Consider the following 16,723-nt stretch of genomic DNA (forward strand, 5'->3'; position numbering starts at 1 on the left):
GCCATTAGTTCAGCTTGTTCACTTTCGTGCCATTGTCACTAACCCAGGCAAATCCATCACCGCCGCCTTTTCGAAAACCCGCTTCAAACTTTTTTGCTGCGCTCAAATCATCAAAAGGACCGACGACCAGACGCCGGGTCTTGCCCCATGCCGATGTCCAGCCGTTTACATCTGCAAATAATTCAGCATTTTTCTTCGCCATCCTCCGATAGTCAAATTCCAATGCTTTGATATCCGAGCCTGTGGCAATCTGCACCCAATAGCGCTTGGGATGCTCCGGCAGCTCTGGTTTGACTTCGATTTTTTTGGGTTCGGGCGCTGTTGTGACCTGCTTCGGTTTCGGTGCAGCAGGCGTTATCTTTGACAGGTCCACAGGAACTACGCCGGGCCTTTTTTCGGCCTCTGGAATAGCGATTGAACCGATGATGGCCGATAGTGGACGTACGTTGGACGGCTCGGGAGTTTCCATAGCTGTCGTTGGCGGCATTGCGCCAGAGGAACCGGCTTTCGCCAGGTCAAAGTTGACCAGTTGAACCGGTTTTTTCACCACTTCAGGTTCGGTTTTCTTTGGCGGCGCGATGCCACCGATATCGACCTTCCGACTAACAGTCTCCGAAACCAGCGGTGCTCCATTGCCGCTGCCGGGAGATTTTATAGTGATCTGCCGCTCTGCACTTTCCGTGGCACCGCCGACAGATGTCTCAAATCCTGGAGCAGCAGGCGCTTTTGTCACAGGATCGTTCGGTCGATCCACGGCAGCTTTCACCAACGGCCGTGCGCTGGTTGGCGGTGGCAAACTGTTCATTCCAAGCGGCACTCGGCCATTGGACTCAGATCGAGATGCAATCTGTTTCTTTTTATTGACTGCGCTTTTGCTACCGGGCCGACGACGCGGCGAAACATCCGGCATTGCCAGAACTTTGGGCTTTTCTACATCTACACCCAGCGGTTCACCCACGGGAATTAGTCCGGCATCAGCTCCGTCGCCGCCGCGCACTGCACTATTGGCTGCCAAACGAACAGCCGCAACATCGACACCGATATTTTCGCTCGCAGGAAAATGTCCTAGATGCACTGCGGCAGCCTTTTGTGCGGCAGTCAGATTTGGCATCCGGTCAAAAAAAGGTTTGATCGCCCTAGCCATCGGCTTTTGCATGGTCTGGCTGGCTATTTTATTGGCTTCCTTCTTCTTGCCATTCATCGCCAGTATGAAAGCCCGATTGCGCCAGGCGTCACGGTCGCTTTTCAACAGCAAGGGACTAAGCTTTTCCTCCGCGCCCTCGATATCCCCACTAATGCCAAGGGAAATGGCATAGCGGCTCACAAGCCGGTCATTCTGACTGTAGCGGTAAGCCACCGCATAGTCTTTTTGCGCATCGGCATTTCTGCCGATCAGATCATAGGCCAGCCCACGATCCTCCGCGATATCCTTTAGTGCGATGCCATTGGCAATTGCTTCATCGAAATAACGGATTGCTCCAAAAGGGTTTTCTTCGATCAAGAGCGCACGTCCCAAACCCGCTTTCACACGGCCGCTATTGGGATAGATTTGATCTGCCTTGGCCAGAAAACCGATTGCCGCGCGGGTATCGCCCAAGGCCAAAGCCGCAAGTCCGGCATCAGCCAGAGCGCTAGAATCATTAGAATTTCTTGCGATGCGGCGTAGCGCATCCTGCAGATCTGTCGTATTCGTTTCTGCATTGCTCTGCGCAACAGCCATGGATGGCGGACCAGCACTCATGAGCGGAAGCGCCGCCAGAATCAGATATTTTGAGAAGCTTTTCACAGGTTCACTAAACTGCGTGATTTTTCTAAAATCAAGCGCCCATGCGTGGGGGAAAGGCCAACTGCCCCGATCAGACGACAAAAAAACACTGTTTGTGACCGATCGATAGCTGCACCCTCTTACTGATTGTTTTGTCGGTTCAGAAAGCGAGGAATATCCAAGGGGTCCCGGGAACCCTCATCGTCGTCTTCGCTTTCGTCATCTGCCTTGTTTCCACCGCGTGTCAGATTGGACATACGTTCAAACAGTGTGCCACCGCCGCTCGCTACCCGCGGAGCGGCTTCGCTCGGTGCGGGTGTTGCTTCTTCGGCATCGACCGGCTGCATGGTTTCGTCCCCAAGAACCAGCTCGTCTTCTTCCGGCTCATCGCTAACCATACCCGGTGTCAGCGATGCGAAGGACGGCGCTGCTGCGGTTTCGTCCTCCAGTTCATCGTCATCGGAATAGGTTGCCGCGGGTGCAGGTGCCGGTTGAGGTTCTAGCTCGGGCTCGGGTTCAACAACCATTTCCGCTTCGCTCGTTTCAAGGCTGTCAGCCATGTCGAGAACGGACTCTTCTTCTGGCGCTTGTTCCTCATGAACATCTGCTTCGGCTTCCTCCTCGGCGGGTATGGTGGAAGCAAAAGAAGTAGCCGCTGGCGCCGGATTACTCATCGCGAAGGAAGAGCTGACGGCAGGTGCTGCGACCGAACCATCGCTATCGATGCCGGTGGCAACGACCGAAACGCGGATGCGGCCGTCAAGATTTTCGTTAAACGCGCTGCCCCAGATGATGTTGGCATCAGGATCAACCAGTTCGCGGATATGATTAGCCGCTTCGTCCACTTCCATCAGGCGCATGTCTTCGCCGCCAGTGATAGAAACGATGACGCCTTTTGCGCCCTGCATCGACACGCCATCGAGCAGCGGGTTGGCAATGGCTTTTTCAGCCGCTTCCAGTGCACGACCGTCGCCTTCCGCTTCGCCAGTGCCCATCATCGCCTTGCCCATTTCGTGCATCACGGAACGGACGTCAGCAAAATCGAGGTTGATCAGGCCAGGCATGACCATCAGGTCAGTAATGCCGCGAACGCCCTGTTGCAGTACTTCGTCGGCCAACAGAAAAGCTTCTTTGAAAGTCGTATTGGGATTGGCGACGAGGAACAGGTTCTGATTGGGGATGATGATCAGAGTATCGACGTTTTTCTGCAACTCTTCGATACCGGCATTGGCCGATTTCATCCGCCTTGTGCCTTCGAAAGTAAATGGTTTGGTGACAACGCCGACAGTCAATATGCCCTTGTCACGCGCCGCCTTGGCAATGACAGGTGCCGCACCCGTACCGGTGCCGCCGCCCATGCCAGCCGCGATAAAGCACATATGCGCGCCTTCGAGAGCCTTTTCGACGAGCTCAAGCGTTTCTTCCGCTGCTGCGCGTCCGACTTCCGGGCGAGAACCGGCACCAAGGCCCTGTGTAATCTCTGGCCCAAGCTGAATGCGCTGTTCGGCGGGGGAGCTGTTGAGCGATTGAGCATCGGTATTGCTGACGATGAAATCAACGCCTTCAACCTTTGCCGCGATCATATTTGCGATCGCGTTGCCGCCTGCTCCGCCAACGCCGATAACAGCGATACGTGGTTTCAACTCTTCCACTTCAGGTGGGCCAATATTGATGCTCATTTTACTGTCTCCCCAGACATAAACTCGATGTGTAACATTTGGGTAACGCTTTGCACAAATTTGATGTGGGAATCACCCGAAAAGTTAATTTTTTTCGTAAATTCTTAAAAATTCCCCCGGATTGCCGACATCAGCCGTCCAATTACCGCAGGACCGGCATATTTCTGGACGTTTTGATGGCTGCCGGAAAGCGATCTGAGATCGACGGGTTCCTGCACCGCATAAAGTGCAAGACCAGCCAGACCAGCAAAGGCCGGACCACTATGGGCATCGGGAAGAGCTGTCAAACCGGTCGGTCGTCCGACCCGTACTGTTTGACCAAGCGCGGATTGCGCATAATCGGCAATGCCCTTCAGCTCTGCCCCGCCGCCCGTCAGGACAACCTGCCGGCCGACTGGCCCGGTAAAGCCCAGCCCTTTCAGTGTCTGCCCAATTTCGCCCATGAGATGATCCAATCGCTGACGGATCACGCCGATAAGCTGCGCCTTGGTGATACGGCCATCTTCGTCCGCTTCCGGCCCCACTTTATCGAGTTGCAGATCAATTACGTCATGATTGTCACGCGGGCTGGTGGTTGCCGACCCGTGGAAACATTTGATCCGCTCGGCCTGCGCACGCCGCAGACCAAATGATGATGCGATGTCATCGGTAATATCCGCCGCACCATAAGGCAAAGTGGCGAGTCCAACCAACATACCACCAGCAAATAGCGAGATATTGGTAACTTCTGCGCCCAGCTCTACCATCGCAACGCCCAGCTCGCGCTCCTCTTTCGACAGGCAGGCGGTGCCAGCGGCTATCGGGGACGCAATAATGGATTTCACATTAAGATGCGCTCCGCGCACACTCATATCGATATTACGCACTGGCGATGCGTCGGCAAGAATCACGTGGATATCAACGCCCAGCCGGTCGGCATGCAGACCCTTGGGCTTTTTCACCCCGGCCAGGCCATCAATTGTATAAAGCGCAGGTTGCGCGTGCAGTACCATTTTGCCCTGAGGGTCGATGCTGCTGCGTCCAGCCTGCAGCAAGTGATCTATATCTTCTTGCTCAATGCGGTGGCCGCCCAGCTCCGTTTCAACAGACGTTAGCATGCTGGTCAAACCGCCAGCCGAAAAACTCACCCAGACGTCATCAATATTGGTGCCGGCAATTCGCTCGGCCTGCTCAACCGCATCGCGGACGTCCAGTTCAGTCCGTTCGGTGTCGGCAATATAGCCGCGCTTCACGCCCTTACTGGCGCGCTGTCCGGTTCCGAGCACGGTGATATCGCCATTGTCCATCCGACCAGCGATCATCGCTGAAATCTTGGATGACCCGATATCCAAAGCGGTAAAAATTTTTTCTACCCGTGCTGCCATGTGTCTGTTCCCTTGTGTCCTTTTTGCTGCCTCATGGTGCCCCCAATCGATAGCGTCTTGTTTAACCCTCTGGTTCCGGTGAAGTTTCGGCTTTCGGCGGCATCCGCAGATAGGCGCGTTCCGAATCGCGCAAATCAAAATGCACAACCCCGCGTCCGAGCAAGCGGTTCACCCCGTCCATCCGCGCAAAGTTGAGCAACGCCGCAGCGGCTGTCTCTTCACCTTCCGGCAAGGCTAATGTTTCCCCGCTTTCAAACTCCAGATTCCATCGCCGGTTACCAATCCAGGTCGCGCCTGTCACCATCGGACTGAGCGCCGGTGCTACATCCAATAGCTTGGTGAGTTCGGGTACGCGTTTATTGGCTTTTTTGCCTACAATCACCGGCAGGTCCGGCATTTCTTCCGGCTGTATCTGTTGCAACGGATATCCGGTCTGGTCGATCAGGGACAGTTTTCCATCCCGCTGCCAAACTGCGGCCGGTTCGCGTTCGATAATCTCGACCACCAACGTGTCCGGCAAGCGCCTCGAAATCCGCGCGTCCTTGATCCAGCCATTGCCCATCAAATCGTCGCGCACCTGATCAATATCGACCAGCATCATCGAGCGATCTTTCTGTGCCAATGTAATTTCATAGACTTTCAGTTCATCGATCCGGTTGACGCCGGTGACTTCAACCCGCTTCACTTCAAATCCCGCGGCCCCAACGGTGGTTGCTACCTGGCTGCTGATCCGTTCGTTGATGCCGGCATAGTGCGCGATACTATAGGCACCCAAAACAAACACGCCGACCAAACCCCAGGTCAGGCCTTTCTGAACCTGTGCTTCGGTAACCGGCATCGCGCGCAGGATTTTGTCAAATATCGAGATCTGACGCACTTTTTTCTTGTTCACCTTACGTGGCTTACCCTTGGACTTTTTATTTGTCCGCCTCACTGACGCTGCTGTCATCGCCTTTTCCTCATCTCAGGGCTTCCCTCACGATCATTTCGACCAGCTCTTCATAACTTATCCCCATTTGCTTGGCCTGTTCCGGGACCAGGCTGAGCGGCGTCATGCCCGGCTGGGTATTGGTTTCCAATACAAACAGGCCGTCCGCACCCAATTCATCATCCCAGCGATAATCCGTCCGGGATGTTCCCTTGCAACCCAGAACCTGATGGGCTCGCAGCGCATAATCCAGACAGAGCTTTTCAATATCCGCCGGAATATCGGCTGGACAGATATGTTCAGTCAGGCCTTCGGTATATTTGGCGTCATAATCATAAAAACCGGCTTTCGGCTTCAACTCGGTTACGCATAGCGCCTTGCCGCCGACCACAGCGGTCGTCAGCTCGCGCCCCTTGATAAAGGGTTCAGCGAGCAATTCGTCAAATTCCTGCCACGGGCCGGATACATCGCGGCCGATCGGATTGCCGTAATTGCCCTGATCGGTAACAATTGCCACTCCGACGGATGAGCCTTCATTGACTGGTTTCAGTACATAGGGGCGAGGCAATGGGTCGGCTTCGAAAATATCTTTGCTCTTGACCATCTTGCCAGGAGGCATCGGAATACCAGCGGGAATCAGTTGTTGCTTGGTCAGCTCCTTGTCGATCGCGATGACTGAGGTTACCAGACCGCTATGAGTATAGGGGATTTGCATCAGATCGAGCATTCCCTGAACGGTTCCGTCTTCGCCCGGACAACCGTGCAGCGCGTTGAACACGACATCCGGTTTTACCGCGTCCAAAACCATAGCAAGATTGCGGTCCATATCGATGCGAGTCACCTGATGACCGTTTTTTTCCAGCGCATCGGCGACCCCGTTACCGCTCATCAGCGAAACTTCGCGTTCAGCAGACCATCCGCCCATGAGGACAGCGACATGGAGTTTATCGGTCATGTCTCTTCTCCCACGCGCTGAATCTCCCACTGCAATTCGACACCACTATGTTCTTTGACGCGCCGACGGACTTCATTACCCAAAGCCTCGATATCGGCGGAGGTCGCTCCGCCCAAATTGAGCAGGAAATTGCAATGTTTCTCTGACACCTGTGCCTGACCCATTTGCAACCCACGGCAGCCCGCTTCATCAACCAATTGCCATGCCTTGTGACCATCGGGGTTTTTAAACGTCGAGCCGCCGGTTTTGGTACGCAGCGGCTGAGAGGCTTCGCGCTCGTCCGCGATGCGTTTCATTTCTGTTGTGATTTCATTCTTGTCGCCCGGCGTGCCACGCAAGGTCGCGCTGACAACGATAGCGCCTTCCGGCAGTCCGGAGTGGCGATAGCTATAATCCATATCATCGAGAGAGAATGTTTCCAGACTACCGTCGCGCAACACAACATCAGCGCTTACCAATATATCACACATTTCCCGGCCATAAGCGCCCGCGTTCATCCGCACCGCGCCCCCGACCGTGCCGGGAATACCGCGCAGGAACTCGGTCCCGGCCAACCCGTTATCGCGCGCGAAGCTGGCAGCCGATATACCCGGTGCGCCAGCGCCGCAGACTATCACCTCGGAGTCGTCATTATGTAGGGCGATGCCAGCGAAGGCTTTGCCCAGACGCACGGTCACGCCGCGCTTGCCGCCGTCGCGAATGATCAGGTTAGAGCCCAGGCCCAACGGCCAGACCGTTATATCTGCGGGCAAACCGCGCAGGAAATTCTGTAAATCGCTGACGTCTTGGGGTTCAAACAACCACTCCGCCGGACCGCCGCTTTTAAACCAGACGAGCGGCGCCAGAGGCGCGTCAGCGGTAAGCTTGCCGCGCGTTTCGGGAAGGGTCGTCGCAGCCATCATGACCGTGCTGCCCTCATGCCATCGGCCAAACCAGCAGCCCATTTCGTGATATCACCAGCGCCCAGACAGACAATCATGTCCTTGTCCTGCGCCACATCCGCAAGCCGTGCTGTCAAATCCGCTTCATCTGCCACGGTTTCGGCAACCCTGTGTCCGCGCTTGCGCAGGCCGGCGGCAAGAGCTTCGCTATCCACACCTTCGATAGGATCTTCGCCAGCAACATAGACCGGCGTCACATAGACCATGTCTGCATCGTTAAAGGCTTGCTGAAAATCTTCCATATGATCGCGGAGCCGCGTGAAGCGATGGGGTTGGACAACCGCGATGACCCGGCCTTCTGCGCCTTCTCGCGCAGCCGAAAGCACCGCCCGGATTTCCACCGGATGGTGACCATAATCGTCGATAATAGATACGCCATCGACTTCACCAACTTTGGTGAAACGCCGTTTGACGCCGCCGAAATGATCAAATCCGCTGGCAATTTGCTCGTCGGTCATGCCCATTTCCAGGCCAACCGCGACCGCTGCTATCGCGTTTTCGACATTGTGCCGCCCGGGCATGGGGAGCGTGATGCCTTCAATCGTCCGCGTCTCGCCATCACGGTCGCGGATCACCACATCGAAGCGGTTGCCGCCGGGAATTGGTGTGACGTTGACACCCTTCACGTCAGCTTGTGCGGAAAATCCATAGGTTATCAGCCGCCGGTCACGAATGCGCGGCAGGATCGCCTGTACTTCGGGATGATCAAGACACAGGATTGCCGCGCCATAAAAGGGCACATTTTCGATAAACTCGACAAAGCTGTCCTTGATCTTGTCGAAACTGCCATAATGATCGAGATGTTCCGGATCGATATTGGTGACCACCGCAATTGTGCCATCAAGACGCAGGAAGCTGCCATCGCTCTCATCTGCCTCAACCACCATCCATTCGCTGTCGCCGAGACGCGCGTTGGAACCATAGCTGTTGATGATGCCGCCATTGATCACGGTCGGGTCAATACCCCCCGCATCGAGCATCGCCGCAACCATGGAGGTCGTGGTCGTCTTGCCGTGCGTACCCGCTATGGCGATGGTGCGCTTCAGACGCATCAATTCGGCTAGCATTTCCGCGCGGCGGACCAACGGAATGCGATCTTCGAGGGCTTTTTCGACTTCAGGATTGCCGCGCTTGACCGCAGTCGACGTGACGACCACAGCGGTGCCAACGACATTTTCGCCATTTTGGCCAATCATCACCTTGATGCCCTTGGCACGCAGGCCCTCGACAATATAGCTTTCGGCTATGTCGGAGCCCTGCACCTGATAGCCCAGATTGTGCATGACTTCAGCGATACCGGACATGCCGATACCGCCAATGCCGACAAAATGAATTGTCCCGATATCGGTACCCACGCCCTTCATTGCGCGGTTTCTTTCGCCAGCGCGGGGCGTTGATTGGGTAGCATTTGTGATTTTTCTTTTTTGACTTTGAGCGTTTTCGATAGCGGCGATGTTCCAATGCTCTCGACCAGATCAGCCAGATCGCTCACCGCATCGGGACGGCCGCATTTCTTGGCAAAGCGCGCCGCATTTTGCAGCGCATCTGGCCCAAGCGCCATTTTCTGCATTTGTTTGGCCAGTTCCTTGGCAGTGAATTGCGGCTGCGCAATGGCACGCGCACCGCCAGCAGCAACCATCTCCCGGACATTCTGCGTTTGGTGATCATCGGTTGCGATGGGCAGCGGGATGAGGATTGCGGGGCGGCCGGCGGTGGTCAGTTCGGCAATCGTGGACGCGCCCGCCCGTCCGATCACCACATGCGACCAGCCCAGTCGTTGCGGCAAGTCTGGCAGATAGGTCGCGAGTTCTGCAGGGATGTCATGCTCGGCATATTTCTCCCGCACCCGTTCGATATCCTGTTCGCGGCATTGCTGCGTCACTTGCAGACGCCGGCGCAGATGCATCGGCAAAAGCGCGAGGCCGTCAGGCACGACGTCGGACAATATCGTCGCACCCTGACTGCCACCGGTAACCAGCACGCGGAAAATACCTTCTTCCGTCAGCGGCGGGTAAGGCTCGTCGCGCAGAGCGATGACCTCTTCGCGCACCGGATTGCCGACCAGATGGACCTTTTCTTTATGCTTCGTTTTCAGCTTCAAAACATCCGGATAGGATGTCGCTATCGCATTGACGGAACGTGCAGCAAGGCGGTTGACCCGGCCCAGCACGGCATTTTGTTCGTGGATAATCGTCGGGATATTCTTGCGGTGCGCCGCCAGCAGAGCCGGAAAGGCGGGATAGCCGCCAAAGCCGACAACGGCCGATGGTTCAAACGCATCGTAAAGTTGCATCGCCATCTTGCGACCCTTCATAATCGCACGCGCGCCGGCAAGCCAGCCGCGCGGGTCTTTGGTAATCCGGCCCGCAGGCAACACATGCACTTGACCATCATCGACCATGCCCGGGATTTTCTTGCCGCGCTCGTCGGTGATCAGGGCAACACGGTGACCGCGCTGAACCAGTTCCTTCGCTAGCGCATAGGCCGGAATCATGTGGCCACCCGTACCACCGGCGGCGAGCACATAGTGTTTCGTAAAGCTCATTTGGTCACCATCCCATTCGTGACATAAAGTGAGCGATCTAAATAGGGGTTTCTGCGTGTGAAAGCTAGCAGCAGTCCAACGCCGAGCGAAAGGGCGATAAAAGACGAACCGCCATAGCTGATCAGCGGCAATGTCATGCCCTTGGAGGGAAAAAGCTGCAAGTTGACCGCCATGTTGATCAGCGCCTGTCCACCAAATTGCGCGGTTAGCCCGCCGACGGCGAGAATGATGAAATTATCCTCTTCATCCAGCAGGCGCAGGAACACGCGGACAACGATAGCCAGATAGACCAGCGCGATGGCAACGCAGGCGAGCAGCCCGAACTCCTCGCCAATGACCGAGAAAATATAATCGGTATGCGCTTCAGGCAATTTGAACTTTGCGGTACCGAGACCCGGGCCTGTGCCGAGCAGACCACCGCCGGTCAATGCTTTGTGCGCCAGCATCACCTGATCAAATTCGTCACCACCAAATAGCCATGTGTTGATGCGCTGGGTTGCCACGGGGTAAAAGAAATATGCCGCAATCAGGCCGCCAACACCAACCCCGCCCATGGCTGCGATCAACCGCGCCGAAAGGCCAGAAATCATCATCAGTACAAACCAGATGCCACAGAAAATGAGCGTCTGGCCCAGATTTGGCTGCATCATCAAAAGCAAAGCAACAACGCCGGTCAGCACGAACGACAGTGAAATTACGGGTAGCGATGGATCCTTGATCCGCAAGGAAAGCAGCCATGCCAGAGAGACAGCATAAAAGGGTTTGAGAAATTCACCCGGCTGAACCGTAGCAAAACCATAGCCGATCCAGCGCTGCGCACCATTGACCGACTTGCCGAATATCGGCACCAGAAACAGCAAAGCAAAAGCCGCAATCGCCGCGATAATCGCAAATCGCCGTGCCTGCTCTTTGGGTAGCATCGACACTACCAGCATCACCGGAATGCCGACTATCACCCAACCGAGCTGACGATAGAAATAATAGAGCGGGTCCAGCGAAACAGCCGCGGTGCTGTGTTTTAGAGCAGATACCGGAGATGCAGCCGCCACAGCGATCAGGCCGATGGCGATCAGGGTCAGCATCAAAGCCAGCAGCACCCGATCCAGCTCCCAGAACCAAACCGAGAGAGGAGAGCGATCGCTGCGCCCCAAACGCGATTCAAACTGAAAGCGCTTCTTTTTCAGACCTGCAGCAATTTCTGGCAATCCATTTGCTGGCGCCGAGCCTTGTGTCGTTGTTCCATCGGTCATGATACTGAGCCCCCAGTTGCCGTTCCGATTTGATCATTGTCGATTACGCTTTTTACCGCACAGCGAAAACAATCGCCGCGTGCCTCGAAATCCTTGAATTGGTCGAACGAGGCGCAAGCAGGTGAAAGCAGGACAACTTCGCCTGGCTTTGCATTGGCGGCAGCCTGCTGCACCGCGGTCAGCATCATCTCGCAGGGTTCGACTGGCATATGCGGCGACAGCAATTCACCAAATCGTGGTCCGGCATCACCAATAGTATAAGCGTGCACGATATTCTTGTAATAGGGTTCGCATTCTTTCAGATCATCGCTTTTGGGCAGCCCGCCAACAATCCAGTGAATTTTGGGATAGGCGCCCAGCGCGGGTCCCGAGGACGCAGGATTGGTCGCCTTGCTGTCGTTGACAAATAGAACGCCATTGGCTTTTGCAATCCGTTCCATCCGGTGCGGCAGCCCGCGAAAACTTGCCAACGCAGCCCGTATCTGTTGTTCCGAGAGGCCCAGACTGTGCGCTGCGGAAGCGGCAACAATAGCATTTTGCAGATTGTGCGGTCCTTGCAGTGATGGCCAGTTTTCCTGACCGGTTGCAGCAGCAGCGCTTAGATCGGCGATTTTCTTTATGCGGCCCTCTTCACGCAAATGGGCAATGATCAACTGCGATTTTTCATCGCTGCCGGAAATAATCGCCATGTGATCAGCAGACATCATGTCGAACAACCGCGCCTTGGCCGCTGCATAGGCATGAAAACTGTCATAGCGATCAAGATGGTCGGGAGAAATATTCAGTAAAATCGAAATATCGCAATCCAGACTTTGCGTCAGATCAATCTGGTAGCTTGACAGTTCCAGCACATAGATACCGCCGGCTGGCAATGGATTTTGTGACAAGATCGGCAGGCCGATATTCCCGCCCATATGCGTTGGAATCGCTGAACTCTGTATGATGTGGTGGAGCAATGCCGTCGTGGTCGACTTGCCGTTGGTGCCGGTAATGCCAACAACGCGATGCGGTGGCAAAGAACGCCGCGCATGCGCGAACAGCTCGATATCACCGATGATCGGCACACCGTCATCAGCCGCCTTGTCGCGGATCGGATGGGTGTTGAGCGGAACGCCGGGGGATACGATCACCGCATCATAGTCGCTCAGATCCGCCTCCAACGGGTCAGCAATGATCGCTTTGTCCTTGGCCGCCTCACGCAAGTCTTCCCTTGTGTCCCACGCCAGTATTCGCGCGCCACTGGCATGCAGGGCCTCCAGCGTCGCCATGCCAGATCGTGCCAGGCCCAAAATGGCGTAGCTCTTGTTGGCAAAGGCGGACGAGCGGATCATCTGAGCTTGAGCGTTGCCAGACCGGCTAGTGCGAGAACCAGACTGATGATCCAAAAGCGGATCACGACTGTTGATTCAGACCAGCCAAGCTGTTCGAAATGGTGATGGATCGGGGCCATGCGGAATACCCGCCTGCCTGTACGTTTGAAGAAGAAAACTTGCACGATGACAGAAACCGCTTCCAGCACGAACAACCCGCCAACAATGGCAAGAACGATTTCGTGATGAATCGAAACAGCAATCGCCCCCAATGCGCCGCCGAGGGCCAGGCTTCCAGTATCGCCCATAAACACGGCAGCAGGCGGGGCGTTAAACCAGAGAAAGGACAAACAAGCACCAATTATACAGGCGCAGAAAATGGCTAGCTCGCCTGCCCCCGGTACAAAGGGGATGCCGAGATATTCGGAAAAGACCGCATTGCCGGACATGTAAACCAGGATCAGGAAGGTCGCACTCGCAATAGCCACTGGCATCGTTGCCAGCCCGTCGAGGCCATCGGTCAGGTTCACCGCATTGCCGGAACCAACGATGACAAACATCGCGAAGGGAAAATAGAACCAACCCAGGTTGATCTGCACGTCGTTGAAAAAAGGAACATAGAGATTGGTGCCGATCTGCTGGACAATGATCCATGTTGCAAAGCCGGCGACAACAAATTCCATCAGCAATCTAACCCGGCCGGGGACGCCTTTGTGACTGGCCTTGCTGACTTTGTCATAGTCATCCATAAAGCCAATGGCGCCAAAACCCAGCGTCACAAAGATGCAGGCCCAAACAAAAATATTGCTGAGATCCATCCAAAGCAAAACCGAAATGACAACCGAAGTCAAAATCATCAGGCCGCCCATTGTCGGTGTGCCTGCTTTTTTTAGATGTGTGATCGGACCGTCTTCCCGGATCGGCTGGCCCTTCCCCTGCTTTATCCGCAGCATGTTGATGAATCTCGGTCCAATCAGCATGCCGATGAACAATGCAGTTGCAATTGCAGCGCCAGACCGGAAACTCAGATAGCGAAAGACGTTAAGAACGCCTTCAAATTCAAGCCATTGTGCCAGTAGATAAAACATTAATACTCCCCGCTCACCAAAGCCGATACGACCTTGGCAAGCCCCAGATAATTGGATCCCTTGATCAGCAGAGTGTCTTCGTCGCCGATTTTTCCTGCGACTTCAGTTAGCGCTTCCGAAGCGCCCGCCACATGAGTTATTTCGGGGGTGTAATCAAGTTTTTCTGATGCCAGTTCGGCCAGCCGGGCCGAAGTATAAGCCATTTCGTCGCCAACCAGAACTATCGTTCGCGCACCCGACGTGATAATGTCATCGGCCAAAGCCTCATGGTAGACCTGCGCTTTGTCGCCCAATTCGCCCATAGCACCAAGCAAGACGATTTTATCCCCGTTGCACGGTTCACTCGCCAATTGCCCTAAAGTGGCCTTCATCGATACCGGATTGGCATTATAGCTTTCGTCGATCAAAAGCGCGTGACCGCCATCCTTCAATTCAATTTTATGCCGTTTTCCGCGGCCATCAAGGCCGTTCAGTTCTGCCAGTGCCAATCCGGCTGCCGCCAGGTCGCCGCCAACCGCGCGTACAGCCGCCAAGATGGCCAGCGCATTGGATACCCAATGCTTGCCCGGCTCTGCGACCGTGAAACAGAGACTGCGATCGCCCTGGCCATCGTCGCGAAACCTGGCCGTAACCAGCGATCCGCCAGCCGGTGCTGGCACGACATCGACCGCACGAACATCCGCCTGTTCACCAAAACCGAACGTGACCACTTTCTTGGTGCAACGCAGCGCTGCTTTGCGCAGGCGCTCATAATGTTCGCTGTCAAACGGGATGATCGCCGTGCCTTCGTGGGTCAGGCCCTGAAAAATTTCCGCCTTGGCATCGGCGATGGCTTCGACACCGGAAAAATGGCCGATATGCGCAGGCGCTATGGCGGTAATGATAGCGACATCGGGTCGAACCAGCCGCGTGAGCTGGGCCAGTTCGCCGGCGTGGTTCATTCCCATTTCGAAAATCCCATATTGGCATTCCGCCGGCATACGCGACAGGCTCAGCGGAACGCCAACATGGTTATTGTAGCTTTTTACCGACCGATGGGACTTTCCCATGGACGCACGGTTCAAAGCTGCAAATAGGGCTTCTTTGGTTCCGGTCTTACCGACAGAGCCAGTTACACCGATAATTTTGGCTTCGGTTCGGGTACGCGATGCGGTGGCGAGCTGATTCAGCGCCTTGGTCGTATCCGATACCAATATATGCGGACCATCGACCGGCTGGCTTACAACCGCACCGGCTCCGCCCGCTTCATAAATGCTATCGACATAGAGATGGCCATCACTCTGTTCGCCTTTCAGCGCAAAAAACAGGTCGCCCGGTCCGATTTCGCGAGAGTCGAACGCGACCCCGCTGACTTCAAATTCGGCGCTGGCCTGCCCGTCAACAGCTGCAGCAATGGCAGAAGATGTCCATAGCGGCTTCATGCGGCCGTCTCCGGTTGCGGTGTGCCATTGGCTTCGCGGACACATTCTCGTGCGACTTCAACATCATCGAACGGAATGATCCGATCGCCGACAATCTGCCCCTGTTCATGTCCCTTACCAGCCAACAAAATGATATCGTCCGCACCAGCCTGTGCAATGGCATGGCCAATGGCCGCCCTGCGGTCGCCAACTTCCGTGGCGCCTTTTGCCCCGGCCATTATGTCGCTGCGAATGGCCACCGGGTCCTCTCCGCGCGGGTTGTCGTCAGTAACAATGCAAATGTCCGATAGCTGTGCGGCAACTTTGCCCATTTCCGGCCGCTTACCCTTGTCCCGGTCTCCGCCAGCTCCAAAGATGGTGATCAGCCGCCCCTTAACATGCGGCCGCAACGCCTCTATCGCCGCACGCAATCCATCGGGCGTATGGGCATAGTCAACATAGACCGGCGCGCCGATCTTTGTGATAACGGCGCGCTCAAGGCGGCCTCGCACAGGCTGTACGCGCTGCATATGGTCGATTACATCTTCCAGCGCACCACCGGTCGCCAAGACGACGCCCGCCGCGCAAAGCACGTTTGCGGCCTGGTAGGCACCAATCAGCGGCAAAGCGATGCGATGGGTATTGCCCTGCGCCTTGATCATGAGCACCTGGCCCAACTGCGTGGGTGTTCGCGACAAAAGACGAAGCGATGTGCCCTGCTCGCCTACGGTAAAAAGATTCAACCCACGATCCATCGCGCGCTTGATCGCTGCGCCTGACCATTCATCATCAGCCCAGATCACGGCAGTGCCGGCGTCATCAACCACTTCATCGAACAGCCGCATTTTTGCTTCAAAATAACTATCCATGTCACCATGATAATCGAGATGATCGCGGCTCAGGTTGGTAAAGACGCCAACCTGCACCGGCAAACCCTCTGTGCGATACTGAGAAAGCCCATGGCTTGAAGCCTCAAATATCGCATGACTCACACCTTCACGAGCAAGCCCGGACATATTGGAGAGGAAAGTCACTATATCGGGTGTGGTCAGGCCGGTTTTGACTTGTTCATCCGCAGTTGTGACGCCCAGCGTTCCGATCGACGCGCTGTTCAGGCCAGCCATGCGCCAAAGCTGGCGAGTCAGTTCAGCTGTTGACGTTTTACCATTGGTACCCGTCACAGCAGCAACATATTGCGGGGTAGGGGTAAAATAGCGCGCAGCCAGCAATGCAAACAGCCGCCGCGGCTCCTGGTCGGCAATATGGACCGCGCCCTTCACTTCAGCATCAGGATGAGCGACGATTGCTATCGCACCAGCTGTAACCGCGGCCTCGATAAAATCCTCGCCATTGAAATTACTACCCTGGAATGCGCCGAATATATTTCCAGGCGCAATCTTTCGATTATCAATGGCAAAGCCTGTCACACGAGCCTCGCCTGCTTCGCTTTCCAATGCCGCGTCATTAAGCCCGGCGATAAGAGCGCTTAATTTCATCG

At 55.5% G+C, this 16,723-nt stretch carries 13 protein-coding genes; all 13 read right to left on the reverse strand.

What is annotated here, in order from left to right; all coding sequences use genetic code 11:
- Positions 1 to 4: 4 nt before the first annotated feature.
- On the reverse strand, positions 5 to 1,741 hold the full coding sequence (locus ACO6S1_RS19985) for an SPOR domain-containing protein (protein ID WP_422344279.1): 1,737 nt from the start codon (positions 1,739 to 1,741) through the stop codon (positions 5 to 7).
- A gap of 164 nt (positions 1,742 to 1,905) precedes the next feature.
- The gene (gene ftsZ / locus ACO6S1_RS19990; protein WP_422344280.1) at positions 1,906 to 3,444 is read right to left on the reverse strand and encodes a cell division protein FtsZ; all 1,539 of its coding nucleotides are present in this window, start codon (positions 3,442 to 3,444) and stop codon (positions 1,906 to 1,908) included.
- Between the two features lie 104 nt (positions 3,445 to 3,548).
- Positions 3,549 to 4,808 (reverse strand): cell division protein FtsA, encoded by a 1,260-nt coding sequence (gene ftsA, locus ACO6S1_RS19995; RefSeq protein WP_422344281.1) that lies wholly within the window; start codon positions 4,806 to 4,808, stop codon positions 3,549 to 3,551.
- Positions 4,809 to 4,869: 61 nt separating this feature from the next.
- Positions 4,870 to 5,757 (reverse strand): cell division protein FtsQ/DivIB, encoded by an 888-nt coding sequence (locus ACO6S1_RS20000; RefSeq protein ID WP_422344282.1) that lies wholly within the window; start codon positions 5,755 to 5,757, stop codon positions 4,870 to 4,872.
- A gap of 10 nt (positions 5,758 to 5,767) precedes the next feature.
- Positions 5,768 to 6,691: a D-alanine--D-alanine ligase gene (locus ACO6S1_RS20005; protein WP_422344283.1), complete on the reverse strand. Its 924-nt coding sequence runs from the start codon at positions 6,689 to 6,691 to the stop codon at positions 5,768 to 5,770.
- On the reverse strand, positions 6,688 to 7,593 hold the full coding sequence (murB, locus tag ACO6S1_RS20010) for a UDP-N-acetylmuramate dehydrogenase (protein WP_422344284.1): 906 nt from the start codon (positions 7,591 to 7,593) through the stop codon (positions 6,688 to 6,690). The genes ACO6S1_RS20005 and murB overlap by 4 nt, the downstream gene beginning before the upstream one ends.
- Positions 7,590 to 8,996 carry a UDP-N-acetylmuramate--L-alanine ligase gene (gene murC, locus ACO6S1_RS20015; protein ID WP_422344285.1) on the reverse strand — a complete coding sequence of 469 codons (1,407 nt, stop codon included), beginning with the start codon at positions 8,994 to 8,996 and terminating at the stop codon, positions 7,590 to 7,592. Before murC ends, murB begins: the two co-directional genes overlap by 4 nt.
- Positions 8,993 to 10,177 (reverse strand): undecaprenyldiphospho-muramoylpentapeptide beta-N-acetylglucosaminyltransferase, encoded by a 1,185-nt coding sequence (gene murG, locus ACO6S1_RS20020; RefSeq protein WP_422344286.1) that lies wholly within the window; start codon positions 10,175 to 10,177, stop codon positions 8,993 to 8,995. Before murG ends, murC begins: the two co-directional genes overlap by 4 nt.
- Positions 10,174 to 11,427: an FtsW/RodA/SpoVE family cell cycle protein gene (locus ACO6S1_RS20025; RefSeq protein WP_422344287.1), complete on the reverse strand. Its 1,254-nt coding sequence runs from the start codon at positions 11,425 to 11,427 to the stop codon at positions 10,174 to 10,176. Before ACO6S1_RS20025 ends, murG begins: the two co-directional genes overlap by 4 nt.
- Positions 11,424 to 12,758: a UDP-N-acetylmuramoyl-L-alanine--D-glutamate ligase gene (murD, locus tag ACO6S1_RS20030; RefSeq protein ID WP_422344288.1), complete on the reverse strand. Its 1,335-nt coding sequence runs from the start codon at positions 12,756 to 12,758 to the stop codon at positions 11,424 to 11,426. The genes ACO6S1_RS20025 and murD overlap by 4 nt, the downstream gene beginning before the upstream one ends.
- Complete coding sequence (gene mraY / locus ACO6S1_RS20035) at positions 12,755 to 13,825, reverse strand: phospho-N-acetylmuramoyl-pentapeptide-transferase (protein ID WP_422344289.1); 1,071 nt, start codon at positions 13,823 to 13,825, stop codon at positions 12,755 to 12,757. The genes murD and mraY overlap by 4 nt, the downstream gene beginning before the upstream one ends.
- Positions 13,825 to 15,246, reverse strand: coding sequence for a UDP-N-acetylmuramoyl-tripeptide--D-alanyl-D-alanine ligase (locus ACO6S1_RS20040; protein WP_422344290.1), 1,422 nt, complete (start codon positions 15,244 to 15,246; stop codon positions 13,825 to 13,827). The genes mraY and ACO6S1_RS20040 overlap by 1 nt, the downstream gene beginning before the upstream one ends.
- A complete protein-coding gene (locus ACO6S1_RS20045) occupies positions 15,243 to 16,721 on the reverse strand; it encodes a UDP-N-acetylmuramoyl-L-alanyl-D-glutamate--2,6-diaminopimelate ligase (protein WP_422344291.1) in 1,479 nt (492 codons plus the stop codon). The genes ACO6S1_RS20040 and ACO6S1_RS20045 overlap by 4 nt, the downstream gene beginning before the upstream one ends.
- Positions 16,722 to 16,723: the final 2 nt, after the last annotated feature.

Origin of the sequence: Parasphingorhabdus sp. (genome assembly GCF_965233695.1) — a bacterium.
Lineage (GTDB): Bacteria > Pseudomonadota > Alphaproteobacteria > Sphingomonadales > Sphingomonadaceae > Parasphingorhabdus.

Coding starts and splice junctions, on each gene's coding strand:
- ACO6S1_RS19985 (WP_422344279.1), bottom strand. CDS start 1,741: ATGAGTGCTGGTCCGCCATCCATGGCTGTTGCGCAGAGCAATGCAGAA.
- ftsZ (WP_422344280.1), bottom strand. CDS start 3,444: ATGAGCATCAATATTGGCCCACCTGAAGTGGAAGAGTTGAAACCACGT.
- ftsA (WP_422344281.1), bottom strand. CDS start 4,808: ATGGCAGCACGGGTAGAAAAAATTTTTACCGCTTTGGATATCGGGTCA.
- ACO6S1_RS20000 (WP_422344282.1), bottom strand. CDS start 5,757: ATGACAGCAGCGTCAGTGAGGCGGACAAATAAAAAGTCCAAGGGTAAG.
- ACO6S1_RS20005 (WP_422344283.1), bottom strand. CDS start 6,691: ATGACCGATAAACTCCATGTCGCTGTCCTCATGGGCGGATGGTCTGCT.
- murB (WP_422344284.1), bottom strand. CDS start 7,593: ATGATGGCTGCGACGACCCTTCCCGAAACGCGCGGCAAGCTTACCGCT.
- murC (WP_422344285.1), bottom strand. CDS start 8,996: ATGAAGGGCGTGGGTACCGATATCGGGACAATTCATTTTGTCGGCATT.
- murG (WP_422344286.1), bottom strand. CDS start 10,177: ATGAGCTTTACGAAACACTATGTGCTCGCCGCCGGTGGTACGGGTGGC.
- ACO6S1_RS20025 (WP_422344287.1), bottom strand. CDS start 11,427: ATGACCGATGGAACAACGACACAAGGCTCGGCGCCAGCAAATGGATTG.
- murD (WP_422344288.1), bottom strand. CDS start 12,758: ATGATCCGCTCGTCCGCCTTTGCCAACAAGAGCTACGCCATTTTGGGC.
- mraY (WP_422344289.1), bottom strand. CDS start 13,825: ATGTTTTATCTACTGGCACAATGGCTTGAATTTGAAGGCGTTCTTAAC.
- ACO6S1_RS20040 (WP_422344290.1), bottom strand. CDS start 15,246: ATGAAGCCGCTATGGACATCTTCTGCCATTGCTGCAGCTGTTGACGGG.
- ACO6S1_RS20045 (WP_422344291.1), bottom strand. CDS start 16,721: ATGAAATTAAGCGCTCTTATCGCCGGGCTTAATGACGCGGCATTGGAA.